The organism is Lunatimonas salinarum (assembly GCF_017811155.1).
GTDB classification, from domain to species: domain Bacteria; phylum Bacteroidota; class Bacteroidia; order Cytophagales; family Cyclobacteriaceae; genus Lunatimonas; species Lunatimonas salinarum.
Window position 1 is genome coordinate 1 of sequence record NZ_JACVCV010000014.1, and the last position, 19054, is coordinate 19054.

At 49.1% G+C, this 19054-nt stretch carries 13 protein-coding genes; 6 read left to right on the forward strand and 7 right to left on the reverse strand.

Annotated elements, in window-relative coordinates:
• Window positions 1-185 precede the first annotated feature (185 nt).
• Entirely contained in the window at window positions 186-695 is a 510-nt protein-coding gene (locus tag IAQ59_RS16135; protein WP_209331876.1) for a winged helix-turn-helix domain-containing protein, read from the reverse strand.
• A gap of 325 nt (window positions 696-1020) precedes the next feature.
• Here IAQ59_RS16135 and IAQ59_RS16140 point away from each other — a divergent pair, with 325 nt between their 5' ends.
• Window positions 1021-1209, forward strand: coding sequence for a hypothetical protein (locus IAQ59_RS16140; protein WP_209331877.1), 189 nt, complete (start codon window positions 1021-1023; stop codon window positions 1207-1209).
• Here the strand turns inward: IAQ59_RS16140 and IAQ59_RS16145 are convergent.
• The 3 genes from IAQ59_RS16145 to IAQ59_RS16155 all read right to left on the reverse strand — a co-directional run bounded on the left by IAQ59_RS16145 (window position 1206) and on the right by IAQ59_RS16155 (window position 3899).
• Window positions 1206-2270 (reverse strand): sensor histidine kinase, encoded by a 1065-nt coding sequence (locus IAQ59_RS16145; RefSeq protein ID WP_209331878.1) that lies wholly within the window; start codon window positions 2268-2270, stop codon window positions 1206-1208. The genes IAQ59_RS16140 and IAQ59_RS16145 overlap by 4 nt on opposite strands.
• A 4-nt stretch (window positions 2271-2274) precedes the next feature.
• Window positions 2275-2964: a response regulator transcription factor gene (locus IAQ59_RS16150; protein ID WP_209331879.1), complete on the reverse strand. Its 690-nt coding sequence runs from the start codon at window positions 2962-2964 to the stop codon at window positions 2275-2277.
• 146 nt (window positions 2965-3110) lie between these two features.
• On the reverse strand, window positions 3111-3899 hold the full coding sequence (locus tag IAQ59_RS16155) for a DUF3108 domain-containing protein (protein ID WP_209331880.1): 789 nt from the start codon (window positions 3897-3899) through the stop codon (window positions 3111-3113).
• 187 nt (window positions 3900-4086) lie between these two features.
• Here IAQ59_RS16155 and recA point away from each other — a divergent pair, with 187 nt between their 5' ends.
• From recA to IAQ59_RS16180, 5 genes are all read left to right on the forward strand, one after another.
• Window positions 4087-5121 carry a recombinase RecA gene (gene recA, locus IAQ59_RS16160; protein WP_209331881.1) on the forward strand — a complete coding sequence of 345 codons (1035 nt, stop codon included), beginning with the start codon at window positions 4087-4089 and terminating at the stop codon, window positions 5119-5121.
• A gap of 490 nt (window positions 5122-5611) precedes the next feature.
• Window positions 5612-8077 carry a DUF3857 domain-containing protein gene (locus tag IAQ59_RS16165; protein WP_209331882.1) on the forward strand — a complete coding sequence of 822 codons (2466 nt, stop codon included), beginning with the start codon at window positions 5612-5614 and terminating at the stop codon, window positions 8075-8077.
• A gap of 110 nt (window positions 8078-8187) precedes the next feature.
• Window positions 8188-9519 carry a GntP family permease gene (locus IAQ59_RS16170; protein WP_209331883.1) on the forward strand — a complete coding sequence of 444 codons (1332 nt, stop codon included), beginning with the start codon at window positions 8188-8190 and terminating at the stop codon, window positions 9517-9519.
• Between the two features lie 195 nt (window positions 9520-9714).
• Window positions 9715-12009 (forward strand): PAS domain S-box protein, encoded by a 2295-nt coding sequence (locus tag IAQ59_RS16175; protein WP_209331884.1) that lies wholly within the window; start codon window positions 9715-9717, stop codon window positions 12007-12009.
• Window positions 12010-12016: 7 nt separating this feature from the next.
• Complete coding sequence (locus IAQ59_RS16180) at window positions 12017-14530, forward strand: PAS domain S-box protein (RefSeq protein ID WP_209331885.1); 2514 nt, start codon at window positions 12017-12019, stop codon at window positions 14528-14530.
• Window positions 14531-14593: 63 nt separating this feature from the next.
• Here the strand turns inward: IAQ59_RS16180 and IAQ59_RS16185 are convergent, their stop codons facing one another.
• From IAQ59_RS16185 to IAQ59_RS16195, 3 genes are read right to left on the reverse strand one after another with little or no spacing between them, the layout of a single operon-like run.
• The gene (locus tag IAQ59_RS16185; protein ID WP_209331886.1) at window positions 14594-15376 is read right to left on the reverse strand and encodes an SDR family NAD(P)-dependent oxidoreductase; all 783 of its coding nucleotides are present in this window, start codon (window positions 15374-15376) and stop codon (window positions 14594-14596) included.
• 42 nt (window positions 15377-15418) lie between these two features.
• Window positions 15419-16483 (reverse strand): sugar phosphate isomerase/epimerase family protein, encoded by a 1065-nt coding sequence (locus IAQ59_RS16190; RefSeq protein ID WP_209331887.1) that lies wholly within the window; start codon window positions 16481-16483, stop codon window positions 15419-15421.
• A 9-nt stretch (window positions 16484-16492) separates the two neighbouring features.
• The gene (locus tag IAQ59_RS16195) at window positions 16493-19045 is read right to left on the reverse strand and encodes a DUF7133 domain-containing protein (protein ID WP_209331888.1); all 2553 of its coding nucleotides are present in this window, start codon (window positions 19043-19045) and stop codon (window positions 16493-16495) included.
• Between the last annotated feature and the right edge of the window lie 9 nt (window positions 19046-19054).

Here is a 19054-nt window from a genome sequence, read left to right on the forward strand (position 1 = left end):
GGTCGTTTTCTTTGTGGATATGTGTAGTTAGAAGGGTGGTGAGGTAGACGTAAGAAGCTAGATATGAGATGTGAGATGTGAGATTCGCAAAATTTGCGACCCTACATCCTTACCAAAACCACGAATCCGGAGCGAGCCTAACCTGACAAACGTTACCCAATATATCGCCGAAGGTATATATCATTTCACACCCCATACACCAAAAACCCCTCTACCTCTTCCGGATCTTGTTCGGTCACGGTGACGGACACTTTGCGCTGTATCTTATCGTAGGTTTTATTGGCCAGAAAGTCGAGATACTCCAAATCCAATTCACGTCCCACCAAAATCATCTCTATGGTGCCCGAATCGATGCCCCGGGCATAGTCGCCTACCACATAGGCCTTCTCCACGGGCCCCATGCGCAGGACGATCTGCTCTACGAGTTGATCCAGCCCCAAAAACTTACTCACCATATTGCGCAGTTCATGATAAAAGGGATGGGTTTCGTTGGCGCGGTAGAGCTTTGTCTTGCCGTTTTCGCCGGAGGTAAGCAGCCCTGCCTCGCTGAGGCGGTTGAGCTCCACCCGCACGGAATTGGTAGATTCCTGAAACTCCTCGGCCAGGCCGCGGAGGTACCCCACATTGCCCTCACTGGAAAAGAACTTCACAAGCAGCTTGATGCGGGTCTTGGAGGTGATCAGCGAATCTAACAAGGTAGGAAAGCGAAAAAGGTGGATTTAAAATGCAAATGCCTGTATGGATAGCACGGGTCGGCAGTCGGGGTGGCATGGCTTCGCCTAGTGAGTCCCAGCCAAGCCAAGTCGCATGAGTAACAAATTTACTCGTTGTGTTCAGAATAGCAAGCAATCGAGTATAAATTTCGGATAGGGGGTGATTTAGGCAATAACTAACCGTCAGAGGGTCTGTGAAAGCAGTTCAGGTTTTTGGGACTACTGAAATGAAATTTCAGTGTGCCCCCCTAAATTAGGGCAAAAATGGCGGTTTTTAGCCGGAGTTGTAAACCTTTTCCCGTTACTTATGCAAAAAAATCCTTGGTTTTACCTGACGATAGCAGGAATAAGTTTCGCGTCGTGTTTAGTTACCCTGATGCGGTTAGTCCGGGACTTTCAATGGCCTATGGTACTCACCGCCATCAGCTTGGCGATCTCCACGGGGATCTTTTACAGGCTGTTTAGGCAGGCACAAAAGGAAGCGGACAAGGCCTAGCTTTTCGGTTTGGAAGCTTGTTCCTTGGCCCTTAGGGGAAGATCGAAGCTGAACACGGATCCCTCTCCCACCACCGAGGCCACAGCGATCTTGGTTTTGTGGCCTTCCAGGATATGTTTCACAATGGCCAGGCCCAGTCCGGTGCCCCCCTGTTCGCGGGAGCGGCTTTTCTCTACCCGGTAGAAGCGCTCAAAGATCCGTTTAAGGTCCTCAGCGGGGATGCCTTTACCCTCGTCTTTGATTTTGATCCGGATACGGTTTTTTAGGGCCTTAAGCTGCACGGTTACTTTCCCTTCATCCCGGTTGTACTTGATGGCGTTGGAGACGAGGTTTTGGATCACGCGAAAAATCTTGTCTTTGTCCGCCACGGTAAGGTAGTGGGTTTCGGCGTCGGCCTGAAGCCTGACCCGGATGTCCCGGCGGTTGGCTTTGTCCTCCAGTTGCTCCAGTACTTCCTGTATTGTTTCTTTGAGGTCAAACTCGGTAAAGGTAAACTTGACCACGCCGCTTTCCATCTGATTGAGCGTGATGAGGTCTAGGACCAGCAATTCGAGGTTGTTCAGGCTTTTGGCTGCCCGGCGCAAAAACTTGTCCCGCACGGCCAAATCCTCTACCGCACCGTCCAGTAAGGTGTGTATGTAGCCTTGGGCGGCAAAAATGGGCGTTTTTAGCTCGTGGGAGATGTCGGCGATAAATTCCCGCCGAAAGGTCTCATTTTGCTGCAGCACTTCGATTTCCCGGTTTTTGGCCGTTGCGAAGGCGTCAATGGTTCCCTGTAGGTTTTGCAGGGGGCTTAGGAATTTGCCTCCCCGTCTGGTCCGGATGAGGCCAGGGTTTTTTTTCTGGATTTTCTCCAACACCCGGTAGATGTTGCTGATTTCTTCGAAAATAAAAAAGTGTAGGACAATGTAAACCAACAAGTAGGATGCGGCAAAGGTGACGGCGGCGGCTACGGTGAGGAGGGTAGGGGTGGTTTCCTCTAGCAGGGAGAGGCATGCCAGCACCAAGGTGGTGATTCCGAGCGCTAGGAGCAGTGCGATGCCTTTGGAATGGTTAAACATCCGTTCAGTTCAGGTCAAACTTATACCCTACTCCTTTTACGGTAGTGATGTAGTCGTCACCGATTTTTTCCCGCACTTTACGAATGTGTACATCCACGGTACGTGCTAGCACGAAGACATCCGAGCCCCAGATATTTTGTAGCAGTTCATCCCGGCCAAATACGGTATTGGGGCTTTTGGCCAAAAAGTACAGTAATTCAAATTCCTTTTTGGGCAGGATGACGGTTTTGCCCGACTGAATCACCGTGTAGCTGCTTCTGTCAATGATGAGATCCCGTACCTGTATGCGGGTGCTGTCCTGTTCCTTTTTGGTTTCACGGCGAAACAACGCCGCGATGCGGCTAAGTAGCGCCCGGGGTTTGATGGGTTTGTTGATATAGTCATCTGCCCCCACGTCAAAGGCCGCCACCTCGGAATACTCTTCGGATCGGGCGGTCAGAAAGATGATAAATGTATGTTGAAGTTCGGGGATCTCCCGCAGTTGGCGGCAGGTTTCCACGCCATCCTGCTGGGGCATCATGATGTCTAGCAGGATCACGTCCGGGAAGAAACTCACCGCTTTTTTGACCGCTAAAAGACCGTTATTGGCTGTTTCTACCTCGTATCCTTCCTTTTCCAAGTTGTAGGTGAGTATGTCGATGATATCTTGTTCATCATCCACTACGAGGACTTTTTGCTTGCGTTTTTCACTCATGGTCTGTCGGCAACCCGATGTCAGCAGGGTGCAATTTTCCGCAAAGTTAATAAATCCCTCTAAAGAATCGTCGGTTTTGGGGTTTTGCCCGGCTCATACCATGGTGGGGTGTGGCTTGTCAGCCAAGGTGTTAAGGAATTGTTAAGTCAGGGGTTGCGGAGACCGACGGCTTCGGTAATTTCCATGTCTAGGGAACCGACCACGAGATTGGCCTTGATTCGGACAGGGATGCGGTTGGCGTCATCGGTGATCCAGACTTTGATGGGTCGGTCACCGCTGAAGAGCTTGTTTTTGGGCATTTGGGGTGAAAAAATGTGCGTATTGTAGCTGCCGAGTTTGGTGCTCAGCTGCTGCATGCCTTCGTATGTTAAGTTTAGGTTATATATTTTTTTATCGAAAAACCCGCGAATGGAAATATTTTGTCCCTTCCTCAATCCGGTAAAATCCATGGTTCGAAGGAGGTAATATCCGCTCACGATGTCTTGAATTTGGGATGGGATGCGAAAGGTGCTGGTTTCCACGACTTTTTGGTTTTCACGGTCGAAGAGTTTGACTTTGGCCTCGTTTTGTTCGTGGTGGAAGTCGATCACTTCGTGCTTTCGGTAGTTGCCTTCTTCGATGTGGCGGTAGGATCGGTAGGGGATGATCTTGGCGGTATCCAAGTAGGTGCCCCAGTTGTCCTGCACATAGAAAAGCCGGAAAATGCTGAGGGTGCGTCCGTACACATCGATCTTGTAGGTGGGGCGGTTTTGGATGTAGTGGATTTGGTCGTGGATGACCATTTTGGCTTCTGCGGCATTAAAGAACAAAAATTTCACCTTAAAGGTAAGTTCCTCGCCTTGGGAAAAGGCTTGATTTTTCCTTATGGGTTGGGAATCCGGCATCCCAAAGGAAAGGAAGATGAAAAATAGCGCTATTTTAGCCTTTAGCTGCATGTTTTACGGGTTGATTCGGAGGCCTAACTTCAAATCCCATACCATCTTTGAAGTTTCCACGGATCCGCAAGCGGCCAAAGATAGTAGAACGTAATGGGAAAACAATGGTTATGCTTTGTTGGTATTGAGCGGGTGAATGCGTACTTTCACATGATTATTTAGATAAACTTTTACTCTTTAACGAACTATGAGCGGTAATTCTGAAAAACTGAAAGCCCTGCAACTTACCCTAGACAAACTGGAGAAAACCTACGGAAAAGGCACCGTGATGAAGCTGAGTGACAACGTGGTGTTGGATATTCCGGCGATATCTACGGGTTCCTTGGGGCTAGACATGGCCCTAGGTATAGGCGGCATACCTCGTGGCAGGGTCATCGAGATATACGGTCCCGAATCTTCGGGTAAAACCACCCTTTCCATGCACTGCATCGCAGAGGCACAAAAGGCGGGCGGCATGGCGGCATTTATCGATGCAGAGCACGCCTTTGACAAGGCATACGCAGAGAAGCTGGGCATAGACACGGAGAACCTCCTTATTTCCCAGCCGGATAATGGCGAGCAGGCATTGGAAATAGCCGAGCACCTGATCCGCTCGGGTGCGATAGACATCATTGTCATAGACTCCGTGGCTGCCCTGGTACCCAAGGGCGAGTTGGAAGGAGAAATGGGCGACAGCAAAATGGGACTGCAGGCGCGGTTGATGTCCCAAGCCCTGCGTAAGCTTACCGGTGCCATCAACAAGACGGGCTGCGCGTGTATCTTTATCAACCAGCTACGGGATAAGATCGGCGTGATGTTTGGCAATCCGGAAACGACAACGGGTGGTAATGCGCTGAAATTTTACGCATCGGTGCGTCTCGACATCCGTCGTATTGGTCAAATCAAAGAAGGTCCCGACAATATTCTCGGCAACCGTACCAAGGTAAAGGTGGTGAAGAATAAGGTGTCACCGCCCTTTAAGGTGGTAGAGTTTGACATCATGTATGGAGAGGGCATCTCCAAAGTGGGAGAGATCATCGACCTGGGTGTGGAGTTTGAAATCATCAAAAAGGCAGGTTCTTGGTTTTCCTACGAAGGCAATAAGCTGGGGCAGGGCCGCGATGCGGTAAAGACACTGATACTGGATAATCCAGAGCTGATGGAGGAGTTGGAAGCCAAAATCAAGGAAAAGGCTGGACTGAAAATGGCAGATGCCAAAAAAGGCTCCAAATCAGAAGAATAGCGGCAATTTGGGTAAAATTTGATTTTATTAAAACGAAAAAAGACTGTCTTCGCTGGATGGTCTTTTTTTATGGCTTGAGTTATTCGGTTGCTGTTGTTTTTTTGTTACGATGTGGATTAGCCAATTGCCAATTTGCAGGGATAGTTGGGTATAGACGCAACCTACGCCCGGTGCCGGGATTGTTATAGTCCGGCCCGTCATTGCGAGCGACGGAGGAGCGTGGCAATCTCGTTATTTTGTTGAATCGTTGAACCGAGTTGTTTACTGTTTCGATCTTAAACCTGTCTTATATCTTACGTCTTACGTCTTCTCAAAAAGATCGCTTCGGTTTTTTGTGCTGAAACGGATGTAGAGTCAAACGTTTTGCGAGTACGCTAGCTTTCGAGTAGGCCATGTTATTTGCCGCTAAAATCGTTTGAAATAATTTTGAAGTTTTGGGTTTCTGCTCGTATATTTCAATAGTTTTTTATCAATGCTTCTTTTGGTTTGTATGAGAGTAACGTTTTTGTTTTTGATGTTTTGGGCATTTTGGCAGTCGGCTGTGGCCCAGGTGGAGAAGTCGCCTATCCCAAATTGGGTGAAGTCGGTATCGTTAGGTAATGGCAAAGTGGGCACAGGCGAAGGTGGATTTCGTTACCTGGTGCTGGATAGGCAGTATCACCTACCGACTTCTACTGTATTCTTTCATTTTCAATACCAGTTGATCTCCACAGATGCCGTGCAGGAGTATTCGGATATCACAGTGGATTTCGATCCGACTTTTCAGGAGTTGGTGTTCCATCAAATTCAAATTGTGCGAGATGGAAAGATCATGGATCAGCTTGCCGTCAACGAGGTAGAACTGATTCGGAGGGAGGCCGACAGCGATGTGGCGCTGTATGATGGCAACCTAACTGCGGTGGTTCACCTCTCGGATGTGCGCAAAAATGATGTAGTCCTCTACAGTTATTCGATTAAGGGATTTAACCCAGCTTACGGTAATCATTTTTTCGCGGAGTTGTACCATGGATTTACGGTGCCGGTGGATAGGTTTCATTATCGGGTTATCACAGACAGTTCTCAAAAGCTGTATTTTACCAAGCTAAACCACGATAAGGAACCTGAACTACAAGAAAGGGAAGGCATCAGGGAATATTTCTGGGAGGACAGGGATGTGCCTGCCCTCACGGTAGAAAATAACCTGTCACCTTGGGAACTGCTGTATCCCATCACATCCATTTCCACGCAGCAGGATTGGGGCGAAGTGGTTCGGTGGGCGTTGCCATTTTACGAGACTGGAGAGGTGCCGCGCGTATCGGTGGAGCGTGGGAGCAAATTGGAAACGATCAACGCGTTGATTACGGCGGTGCAGGATGATGTGCGTTACTTGGGTCTGGAAGACGGCATCAGTGCGTATAAGCCCTATTCTCCCATGCAGGTGTGGAATCAGAAATTTGGGGACTGCAAGGATAAGTCTCTTTTGCTGGCGGCACTGCTTCGGAAGGAAGGAATCAACGCCTTCCCGATGTTGGTGAACACGGAGTATCGGCACCATGTCCGTCGATTTCAGCCTTCACCAATTGCCTTTGACCATTGCGTAGTGATGTATGAGTTTGAAGGGGAGGAGTATTTTGTAGACCCGACCATTAGTAACCAAAAAGGGGAGTTGGCAAGCAGGTATTTTCCGGATTATGGCATGGGATTGCCCATTAAGCCGGGGATTACCGCCTTGATCTCCCTACCCGCCCCGAAGCCATCGGAGGTGCGGATCAAGGAGTCGTATACCGTTCACGGGATTGGTGGAGATGCTTCTTTGCGCATAGAGACCACGTACATCGGGGAAAGGGCAGACGATATCAGGGCTTATTTTGAGGATAACCCGAGAGATCAGATACAGCGGGAATACCGGGATTTTTACCATAACCTATACGAAGGCATAGAGTCAGCGTATAGCGTGGAGTTTACCGATGAGGCCGAGGGAGCACTCAATGCTGTCCGGACAGTCGAGCATTATCGTATTCCCGAGTTTTGGAGTGTAGACGAAGTCAGCGATATGCACGTGGCTAGAATTTACCCTTTGGTACTTGAGTCCATGACGAACTACGCCGGTACACCCGCACGAAGCTCACCGTATTACCTGGGGCCGCCTTTCCATTTTATCCAAGAATCGGTGGTACATCTTCCGGAAGCTTGGAACGTCGCGCCCGAAGAGAAAAAGGTAGAAACGGACGAGCTGTTTTACCATGGTACGGTAGGTGGAGCTGGAGACAAAGTGTATGTTTCTTACACCTATACCCAGCGTAAGAAGGAGGTTTCCGCTGAAAGGGTGACGACTTTCCTTAAGGATTACCAGACTGTGGAGAATGATTGGATGTTTTATCTAAGCTATCAGCCGCCGTTAGAAGGTTTTAAACTGGATACGATCGCTGTGATTTTTGCCGTGCTGATCATGGGCGTAGGGGGCTTTTTGGGATGGAGACTGTATGTGGGGTATGATCCGGCTGCATGGCGTTTTGCGGAAAACAAAGCGATCGGTGGATGGCTGATCTTGCCTACGATAGGGATAACTCTTGCCCCCGTGCGTTTGCTGATAGAATTTATGGAGGTGGATTTTTTTAACCAACATGTGTGGACCAGTCTCGAATATCAGGGATTAAAATCCGTGATGGTTTTTTCATTTGTCGTAAACATCGCTTTGTTTGTCTATGTATGGATCGTTTTGGTGCATTTTTATGCCAGGAGGACCAGCCTGCCTATGCTTATTACATTTTTTTATGCAGCAAATTTGTTCATTGTCGTGGTGGACCATTACCTGTCCCTTAAGGTGCTACAGCTACCGGCTTCGGAACTTGGATACCGAGATATTGGCAATGCTTTATTGTCTGCCTGTATTTGGATTCCTTATTTTCGGTTTTCGGAACGGGCCAAGTCAACCTTTTGTAAAACATACGAACATCAATCGGTGCGCCTAACCTAGATTCGGTTGTTTTAGAGCTGCTTTTTTCGTTAAAAGGCTGAGGTTTATGGCGTTTTTTGACGGCTTTATCGCTATATTGTTGCCAAAACAATACCCCAAACCCAGCCATCATGTCGATTTTTGCCTTTGTATTGTTGGCATTAGCCTTCATACTTGTTGCCATCATCCGCTTTAAGATCCACCCCTTTCTTGCGCTATTCGTTGGCGCGATCCTATACGGTCTCATCAATGGCATGTCCACCGATCTGATCATCAAATCGATCTCTGATGGGTTTGGTGGGGTGTTGGGGAGGATTGGGTTGCTGATTCTGTTTGGGGTGATCATTGGCACATTTTTGGAAAAGACAGGAGGGGCATTTGTCATCGCCCAACAGGTGCTGAATTGGATCGGGAAGAAGTTTGTGATGCTCGGCATGATGATTACCGGGTATATATTATCCATTCCGGTTTTTGGCGATAGCGCCTTTATCATGCTGAATCCCATCAACAAATCGCTGTCCTTTAAAGGAAAACTTCCATTTTTGGCGACCACGGTTGCACTTACCTTGGGAATTACAGCTACCCACTCGTTAGTACCTCCGACACCAGGCCCCATCGCAGCAGCCGGTATATTGGGGGCGGATTTAGGGATGATTATCTTTTATGGGTTGATCGTCAGTGCGATCGGACTGGTTCCCTGTTACTTTTACTGCAAGTATTTTCTTCCTAGGTATCACTTGGAGCCCGTTTTCGCCCAAGTGGCGGAACAGGAGTCTAAGAAGAAATTCCCCAGTCTTGGCAAGTCCTTTATGCCCGTGATGATCCCTCTTACCTTAATTGTGTTGGCCTCCATCGCTGCGTACCCCACGCGTCCGTTTGGCGAGGAAAATTTGTTCACCCTGTTTATCTTGTTTGCAGGTAATCCCATCATTGCACTACTGATTGGCGTCTTGTTATCCTTTACGCTTCCGGAAAAGTTTGATGTGCAGTTACTTTCTGCATCGGGCTGGTTCGGTGAGGCCTTGTTGATAGCTTCGCCGGTGATTTTGATTACCGGTGCCGGGGGGGTATTTGGAAAGATGCTGGAGAATTCCGGCATCGCGGACCAGGTGGGCGCCACGCTGCTTAGCGGAAATTACAGCTTGTTGCTCCCTTTCCTGATGGGGTTTTCTTTAAAGTCTGCGCAGGGTTCCTCTACAGTAGCACTGGTTACCACTGCGTCGATCATGGTGCCGCTTATGGCAACTTTAGGATTGGAGAGCGAGCACATGAAGGTGCTTACGGTGCTATCCATCGGTGCGGGCGCTATCGCGGTTTCTCATGCAAACGATAGTTTCTTCTGGGCAATGACCCAACTTACCGGTATGGATATCAAAAAGGGCTATATTTCCCATAGTGTCGGGACGGTGATTCTGTCATTTACCGCTATGGCGTTGATTTTGCTTATCGCAAACCTTTCGTAAGCGGAGAATGATTGGTTTTCTTGAAGGCTTGAGGTGGCCTGATTGGTGCGGTGTCACCAATGGCGAGAGCGGGGGAGCATTGGAGGCATGTTTGCGTATTGATCGTGGGAAAAGTGATCACGGTATTTGAAGTAGGTTTTTATTCAGTTTGTTGTATGCTTTAAATGAAGGCGTTTACCGAAGAATCTACCGACTATGAAGGACAATAGGCCGGATTTCAGCAGCTTTTTTTATTTCAACCCGTTACCATCCTGGGTGTACGAATTAGATTCCTACCGAATCTTGGATGTAAATGAGGCGGCCATCGCACATTATGGCTATACACGTGATGAGTTTTTGAGCCTTACGATCAAGCATCTCCTTCTTGAGGCTGAAATTCCCCAATTAGTAGCTGCTCATGAAGATGTATGGGAACGTGAAGGGAATTTTTACTTCGGTGTATTTACCCATCAAAAAAAGGGCGGAGAGATTATCCGCATGAAGGTCAATGGGCACAAGGTGGATTACCTGCGAAGGGCCTGTATGATGGTGGTGTGTCAGGATGTGACCCAGGAAGAGAAACTTTTGGCCCAACTAGCCCAATCGGAAAGGCGCTTGAAGGACCTGTCAGCCTTGGCGAAATTGGGATATTGGAAATATGATGCCGGAAAGCAACTGTTATCATGGACGGATGAGGCTTACAGAATTTGGGGTAGGGAAAAGGGAGTTTTTAATCTGGATCTTGGAGAATTACTGCAAACTATCTATCCCGAGGACCGTGAGCTGGTAAGAGAAACCCATCGGCTTGCTCTAAAGGAACGGGAAGGGTTCCATCTTGAGTATAGGATTCTATTGCCAAATGGGGCGGTTCGCTGGGTGGATCAGATAGCTATATGGGCTAATGGCAACGCGGATGGTCTGGTAATTGAAGGAACGGTGCAAGATATCAGTACACGAAAGCAGAACGAGCTTCAACTGGGTGAGATCACCGCAAAACTGGAGGAAAGTGAACGACGGTTCAGAATTGCTCAGGAGATTTCGCCGGATGGATTTACCATACTGCACCCGATAAAGGATGAAGATGGGACGGTGGTTGACTTTGAATGGGTTTTTCAAAACAAAGCAATCGCGGAAATTAACGGAACGAACCCAAATTCGGTGGTTGGGAAGCGACTTCTGAAACTATTTCCCATGCATAAACATTCGCCGCTGTTTGCATCCTATGTGTCGGTGGCCACGACAGGGAAAACGGAGGTTTTTGAAGAAAGTAACCTCCGTGAATTTGTTGGGGTGCCCACTTGGCTTCGCCTAGTGATTGTGTCTATGGGGGAAGATATTGCTGTACTAACCCAAAATATTACCAAACAAAAGGAAGCCGAAGAGAGGCTACGTGAAAGTGAAGTGAAGTATAAGACAATTTTTGACATCGCATCGGTTGGAATTGCACAGGCTGATCCCAATTCCGGAGAGATTACCCTGATTAATGCCTATTACGAAACCATCACCGGTTATTCCTTGTCGGAGCTGAATGGCATGAAGTTCAAAGAGCTTACCCATCCGGATGATCGGCAGCGGGATTGGGAGATCTACCGCAAAGCAGCCGCCGGTGAGTGTGAATATAAAAATGAAAAACGTTATGTAAAGAAAGACGGGTCGATTGTATGGGTACGACTGCACATTGCCTTCGTACGGGATGAGACGGGTAAACCGATCATTTCGGTAGCTATTTGCGAGGATATCAGTGAGCGTAAGCAATTTGAGCTTAAGTTGCAGGAATTAAATAGATCACTTGAGAAAAGAACCCACGACCTGGAAGTGATGAATGCGGATTTAGAGCAGTTTGCGTTCATTGTCTCCCACGATCTACAGGAGCCTCTTCGGATGATTTCCAGTTTTATGGAGCAACTGAAGAAGAAATATGGAGATCAGCTGGATGAAAAGGCGCATCAATACATTGGCTTCGCCACGGATGGCGCAAAACGAATGAGGGAAATCATACTCGACCTGCTGGAATACTCACGTGCAGGAAGGCTTGTCGATCAGGTAGAAAAGGTCGCATTGAATGAGTTGTTTGCCGATTACCAGTTACTTCGAAAGAAGTTAATTGCTGAAAATCGCGTTACACTACATATCCCCGAGTTGCCTGTTATAGCATGCTATAGGGCACCGATGACACAGACCATTCATAGCCTGCTGGATAATGCCATAAAATACGCAAGGCCCGGTGTATCTCCGGTGATCCATGTAAGTGCAGAAGATAGTGGCTCCTTTTGGCAGATTAGCGTAGCGGACAACGGGATTGGGATAGATCGGGAGCACTTTGATAATATATTTGTTGTTTTTAAACGTCTACATCGTACAGATAAACACCAAGGAACGGGCATTGGTCTTTCAATTGCTAAAAAGCAAGTGGAGTCATGGGGAGGGAAGATATGGCTGACATCCACTCCGGGAGAAGGGTCTGTCTTTTATTTCACTATTCCCAAAGCTAAATTTGACAGGTCAATCTAAAGGCTCCATGAAATATAAAAGCGTGTATTGGATCGCAGGCATGATCATCAGTGTATTATGCTGGGGAGTGGCTTTCTATGGCTGGAACTATTCTAATCAAGTAGCGCAAAAGCAGAACGTCGAATTTGCAGAGCAGAAAATAAATGAGCTAAACGAGATCTATATCAACTTTCTGACCGCCGTCATGGAAAGTAGGGGCTATCGGTTAAATCAGAGCGAAAACCGACAGGAAAACTATCTTTCCTATCGAAATGCCACACAGAGCTTATTAAGGCGATACTCGGAGTCAGCGGAGTTTGCGCAAGATAGTGCGTTGTTTTTGCCGTTTAGTAACTTGATCCATAGAAGGCTAAACGATCTGGATGCGGAGATGGGAGGTTTAAGGGTGGATTCTTTGACGTCACAAACGCATGGGGAAATTGAGGCGATAGACTCCGCCTTAACACTATTGCAGGAGAGACAGCAGGCCATACTGGCCTATTGGGACAATCTATCTGTGACAGCATCCGAAGATTACGACCATGACAAAGATTTAAATGATCAGTTATTCGTCATTTGGTTTTTGAGCACGGTGGTATTGGCAGTTTTTTTCATTTTTGCCCTTAGAAAGAACGTCAGGTCACAACTTCGACATGCGATAGCGGAAGAAAGGCTTGCAATCACCCAACAAAAGGAAGCAGAATTTAGCGCGGCATTTGACTACGCATCCATCGGCATGGCATTGGTGGATATAGATGGAAGATGGTTGCGGGTGAATCGAAGTTTATGTGCCCTATTGGGGTATTCAGGGGAAGAACTGACCGGCTTCACTTTTCAAGACCTCACCCATCCGGATGATTTGGCTGAAAACCTGGTTTTTTATGAAAAAATGCTGAAGGAGGAGATAGAGACCTATCAAATGGAAAAGCGCTACATAACCAAGGCGGGGGAATACGTCTGGGTGCTACTTTCCGTATCCCTTGTATGGGAGGATCGTAAGCCGAAGTATTTCATCGGACAGATGCAAAACATCACCAAACAGAAGGAACTTCAGAATCAATTGCTTTTTGAGAAATCAAGGTTGCAGCAGGTGATCGACGGCACCGATGCAGGTACCTGGCAATGGAATATCCAAACGGGGGAAACCATATTCAATGAAAAATGGGCCGAAATGATCGGTTATTCACTCAGTGATCTGGCACCGATTTCGATCGAAACCTGGGGTAAGTTTGTGCATCCGGAGGATTTGGCCCAGTCGAATCAAGTATTACAGGATTACTTTGACAAGAAAAGCGAGTATTACGAATGTGCCTGCCGGATGAAGCACAAATCGGGCGATTGGATTTGGGTAATGGATCGGGGAAAAGTCATGTCTTGGACACCGGACGGAAAACCTGAGTGGATGTTTGGTTCGCATATTGAGATTACTTCCATGAAAAATCTTCAGGAATCCCTCGAGCAGGAACGCCGGAAATTCACAACCATCTTTAATTCCAGCTACCGGTTTGTTGGGTTTTTGGAGTTGGATGGAACACTGATAGAGGCAAATGAAACCGCGATGAACTTTGCGGGCTTGAAGACACAGGACGTAATCGGGAAGAAGTTTTGGGACTGCCATTGGTGGCAGATAAGTGCACAAACACAAGCACATCTAAAAGAGGCCATCGAACGGGCGGCTAAGGGGGAAACCGTAAATTACGAGGTGGCCGTTTGGGATGTGGACAAAAAGCCTGTCACCATCTTGTTTAATCTTAAGCCCGTCCGAAATCACCATGGAGAGGTTGTGTATATTATTCCAGAGGGTACCATCATACAGGAGCTCATAGATTATCGAAGCAAACTGGAGACGAAAAACCAGGAGCTGGAGGGTTTTGCGGCAGTAGCTGCGCACGACCTGCGCGAGCCACTGAGGATGATCCGGCAGTTTATGGATAGATTGTCCACAAAATATGGAGACCAACTGGATGATACCGCGAAAAAGTACATTCATTTTGCATTAGATGACTCCAAGCGGATGGGCAATCTCATCGACGAACTGCTTGCCTATGCCGAGATTGGCGGTTTTGAAGAAGCAGCGCCTGAGTGGGTGGATCTAAACGAAGTGTTTGACGAAACCCTACAGCTCGAGGCGTCCGTACTGTCGGAATCGGATGCGAAGGTGACCCGAGCAGAGCTGCCGAAGGTATGGGCAAACAAAACCGCCATGAGTTTGCTCTTTCAAAATCTGATAGGTAATGGCCTGAAATATCAGGCACCCGGTAATCAACCTTACATAGAAGTGAACAGTTCGGAAAACGAGGTTGGGTATACCTTGTCCTTTCGAGATAATGGAATTGGAATTGCGCCCGAAAACCATGCAAAGGTATTTAACCTATTTACACGTCTGCATAGGAAGGCGGAATATGCAGGTACCGGTATGGGGCTGGCAGCTTGTAAGAAAATTATTTCTGTTTATAAGGGTACTATCTGGGTGGATTCTGACTTGGGTAAAGGTGCTGATTTTAGGGTTTTTATTCCCAAAAGCGCCCAAATAGAACGATGACAACATCCTGTTTTTTCGCATTGCTCCAAGTGCGTAGTTAAGGGGGGTGATTTGGTTCCCTTTTTATTTAGCCGTCCAGCCTCCGTCTACCGTGACCATGGATCCTACCATGTAGCTGGCAGCGTCGCTTGCCAGGAACATGGCGGCCCCCTGAATTTCTTTCAGTTCCCCCCACCGTGCCAAAGCGGTAGCTCCTACGATGAAGCTTTTGGCTTCCTCGGTATGGGCGATCGGCAGATTCATTTCTGTGAGGAAAGGTCCTGGGCAGATGCCGTTCACATTGATGCGGAAAGGAGCCAGTTCCAGGCCCAATGCCCGCGTCATCTGTACAACGGCACCTTTGCTGGAGGTGTAGGGCGTGCGGTTCGCCAACCCCACCAAGCCCAGTGTACTGGCGAGGTTGATGATCTTGCCACTGTTTTGGGACTTCATATAGGGCGTGACAGCCTTGCAGCATAGCCAAGTTCCTGTGACGTTGATTCGCATCACCTCGTCAAACTGTTGCAATGTAAGCTCATCGATCGCCCCCCGAATATTGATGCCGGCACTGTTGATCAGGATATCGATGCGACCAAACCTGGCGTGGGCAAATTTTGCCATGGCCGCTGTTTGTGCTTCGTCGGTTACATCCACGGAAAAGGAGTCGACCTTTACGGGGTAATTTGCCGCTACCTGTTCGGCGGCTTTGCGGCCTTCATCGGCATTTCGGTTGGCGATCAGGATATTGGCTCCAGCAGAGGCAAGACCTTCCGCCATGGCTAAGCCTAGGCCTTTGGAGCCTCCGGTGATGATGGCGGTTTTGCCGGTCAGGTCAAACAATTTTATGCCGGGTAGTTTTTGCGTCATGGGTTGTTGTTTTCTTTGGTTTCGCTACATCCTAAAGCTAACTCATCCCATCCGGTATGCCAAGGAGCTTACCACATTTTTTTCTTCCAGCGCCAGCAATTCCCTAGCGGAAAGCTGACTCACTCTAGGAAGTTCCTCTCGGGATTTCTCCACCATGGCCAAGATATCTGCCAGCCTGGATGCTGATATTTGGTCACCAAATGTAGCCCAGTATCCCTTTGTGAGGCAAGGGACTACCAAGGGGTCACGGGTGATCATTTCCAAGTTAAATGTGACTTGGGGGTTGTAGCGCCTACAGATCCGGGCGATCTTTTGAAGGTCTAATATTCCTTTTCCCAAAGGTACTTCGGACATGCTAAACCCGCTGGGATGACGGTCTACGGCCATATCTTTGATGTGGGTGCTGTATACGTAAGGCGCCAGCATGTTTGTTGTATACATTGGATCTTCCATCAGGGCGATGCTGTTTCCAAAATCTAAGGTAACACCCACCCACTCGGAATCCAATTGGTGTAAAACGGCCAATAGCTCTTCGCTGCGCCAGTCTTTGTGGTTTTCTACAGCCAAGCGAACGCGGTGTTTTTCCAGTAAGGGCAGGGCAAGTTGCAAGGCCTTCACTCCTCTCTCCTGGAAATTCAGGAATTCCTGGTAGCTATGCAGGGATTCGTATCTCCTCGGGCCCAAGCTAACGCATCGCAGTACCTGTACGCCGGCTTCTTTGGCAATTTGAATTTCTTGGTCAAATTGGCCTAAATCAGCGGCATCCTTGGGCAGTGCCACGGATCCCTCCACATACATTCCGAATCCCTCACTTTCGGACCGAAGCTGCCGGGCAAAAGCATTAGTCCAGCCTCTGATACCCGTTTGTATACCACCAGCCCCTATTTGGTGGCAATGGCGTAAAAGCCCCAGCGCGTCTGTGATAGGAGGAAATTGCTCGTCTGCGGTTTTCGATTGCCATCGGGCAGCATAGGAATGCACCACAACGCCTGTGCGATGGGTAGCAGTGATCGCAGAAAGGAGGGGCAATTGAGCAGCCAAAGCACCAAGGGTGGCTAGTCTTAGAAAGTTTCGCCGGCTAATCGGCTGGTTTAAGGAATCGGACATGAGCGATAGTTAAGGGGAAGGAGGTGGTTCGTTGGCGAGGTAGTTGCGAAGTTCTTCGGAAGTCCAAGGTAATACCCGTCCCTGCGTGACGTTTCGGGCTGTAGCTACGAAGCGACGGTCAATGGCGCCGGCCTGATTACCCCATTCATTGCGGATATAGGTGAGGATGGCAGCTAGGGTTCCATCATCCAGTCGGGTATGGGCAGGCATGGAGGGGAGAATCTCGGGACTGTCATAACGTACACCATTCACCTCGATAGGGCCTTCCATGCCGTGCAATACAATTAAGGAAAGTTGTTTTTCATCCCCAATGACCCATTCAGAACCTGCGAGAGGTGGCCCCATTCGTTTAACCCCAGCTCCATCCGAGCCGTGACAACCGGCGCAAGCACTGAGGTAGTGGGACCGGCCCTTTGTGAAGAGTAGCAGGTCTTTTTCGGTCAGTGCTACCGTGGTAGCTGTAGCTACAAGGGGTGGGTTGTGTCCGGGCCAAGTAAATAGGTTTTGCAGGGCGTCAGCTTGATCCGGGCTTAGGAATGAACTATCTTGAAAGGCCCAAACAGGAGCCCGTTTCAGTGGAATGGGATCTGCCATAGGAGCCCGACCTAGCAGGGTCATGGCAGCCAAGGTGGGTTTGGCGGTCCATTTTTTTTCCTGGAGAAGCTCCGTGAGGATGTCTGCCAGTTTTTGGATTTCAATGGGATCTCTCCGCCGAAGGATAGATACGGTAACCATTTCGATAAAAATCTCACCATCCTGGTCGGAGGCCTGCCAATCGGGATGCGCGTTCAGTGCCTGGAAAAAGTCAACGGAATTATTGCCTAGATTGCTTAGCGCGGCGTCACGAAAAAGGGGGGCATTCCGGTGCTTAATCAGTAAATCCAAGAGCAGTTCTTCCGTTCGGCCTTGCGAAAACCAATCGGCTGATAAGCACATCTGCAAGGAGAAAACGGACGATTCCGTCTTTTTAAAGGGCTGAATGGCTTTCCATACCGCTGCTTCCATACTTGGGGTAGGAGCCGATCCGGAGGTGATGAGGCGTAGGGCTGTGGCTGCCAAATAGGGATTTTCGCTATCCAAAAATGGTAGAAGGCTATCTACATGCAGGCCGTTCAGCGCTTGTAAAGTCCATAGTGCATGTAGGCTTCCCCAAGACTTTCGGTTCCGGTCAGCGGTTTTCCAAAGTTGGGGGAGGATCGTTGCGTCACCCCTCTCCACCAATAGCCGCTGTGCCATGTCCCTCTGCCAACCATCCGGATGGGCCAGGCGGTTAACCAGTTGATCAGAGGATTTGGCCGAGAGGTGTTCGGATGGGCTGGATTTCCATCCTTTGGGGACTATCCGCCAAATTCTGCCCCGGTTGATAGGCATAACGAGGTTTCGGCTCAAGGTTATTTCCTTGAGGTAGGGAGAGATATACGCCCCGTGCTGCACCAATCCCCTGTACATATCGGCAATGTACAGGGCTCCATCTGGCCCGCTGCATAGGTTCACCGGGCGAAACCGCTCGTCCGTAGAGGCGAGAAATTCGGTGCCGGGATTGGGATCGATTGCCCGGAGGTTGATTCCCTCCTCGATAACTTGATTTCGTTTGATCAGGTTTCCAGACGGTTCGCAGACAAACACATTGCCCTGAAATGCCTCAGGTAAAGCGGTGCCACGGTAGTAGAACGGTGCGCAGGCAGCCGTAAATTCCTGCAATTTGCCTTCCTCATCCAGTATGCCGGGGATGTATCCGCGATTGATGGCCAGGTTTGGCCGGATGGGATAAATGCGCCGCTCCACCGTGAGTCCGTGGTCGATTCCTGTAGTGGGTTGGTGGAAGGGGTTGCGCTGCAGCAGGTTGGGAGGTACCAGGTCGCCATGGAGCTGGGACCAGTTGTAGTTGTAAATCAACCGGCCGAAGTTGTCCTGGCTGATGCCCCATTGCCCTCGGAACTCGGTGCTGTCACGTAGCCACTCATCGCCCTCCAATCGATAGCGGAAGGTGGATTTGGCGTTGTAATACCAGTTGTCCATGGCCCGCAGGAGTCCATTGGCCGAATGCTCGGGCAGGTTACTTCCGGCATACTCTGGGTCGATGGCGGTTTTCACGTCCGCTTTCCAATCACCATTCAGATCTTCCGTCCACCACAGGGTGCCGTTTTCCACGACCAGTGCCCCGTTTTTTACCAAAGCCAATGCCCTGGGCATGATCAGACTGTCCAGGTAGATGGTGCTGGTATCCATGGTGCCGTCTCCGTCGAGGTCTTCGAGGATGTTTATTCTCCCCACCGGTTCCTGCTCGCCGATGCCATCGATGTCGGGCATGAATCCGCGCATCTCCACCACCCATAGACGCCCATCAGCGTCAAATTGGATGTGTACGGGATCCTGCACGAGGGGTTCCGAAGCGACCAGCTGTATCTCAAGCCCCTCGTGGAGGCGGAACGTTTTCAATTGGTCGGACGGAGTGAGGGCGGGGGAAGTACCGTGGGTTTCGGAGGTCCCAAAAAAGAAAAACCACCCCGCCGAAAGGCACAAGATGCAGAATAAGGCTCCAAAAAAGACTATTTTTCGCAATGGGTATTG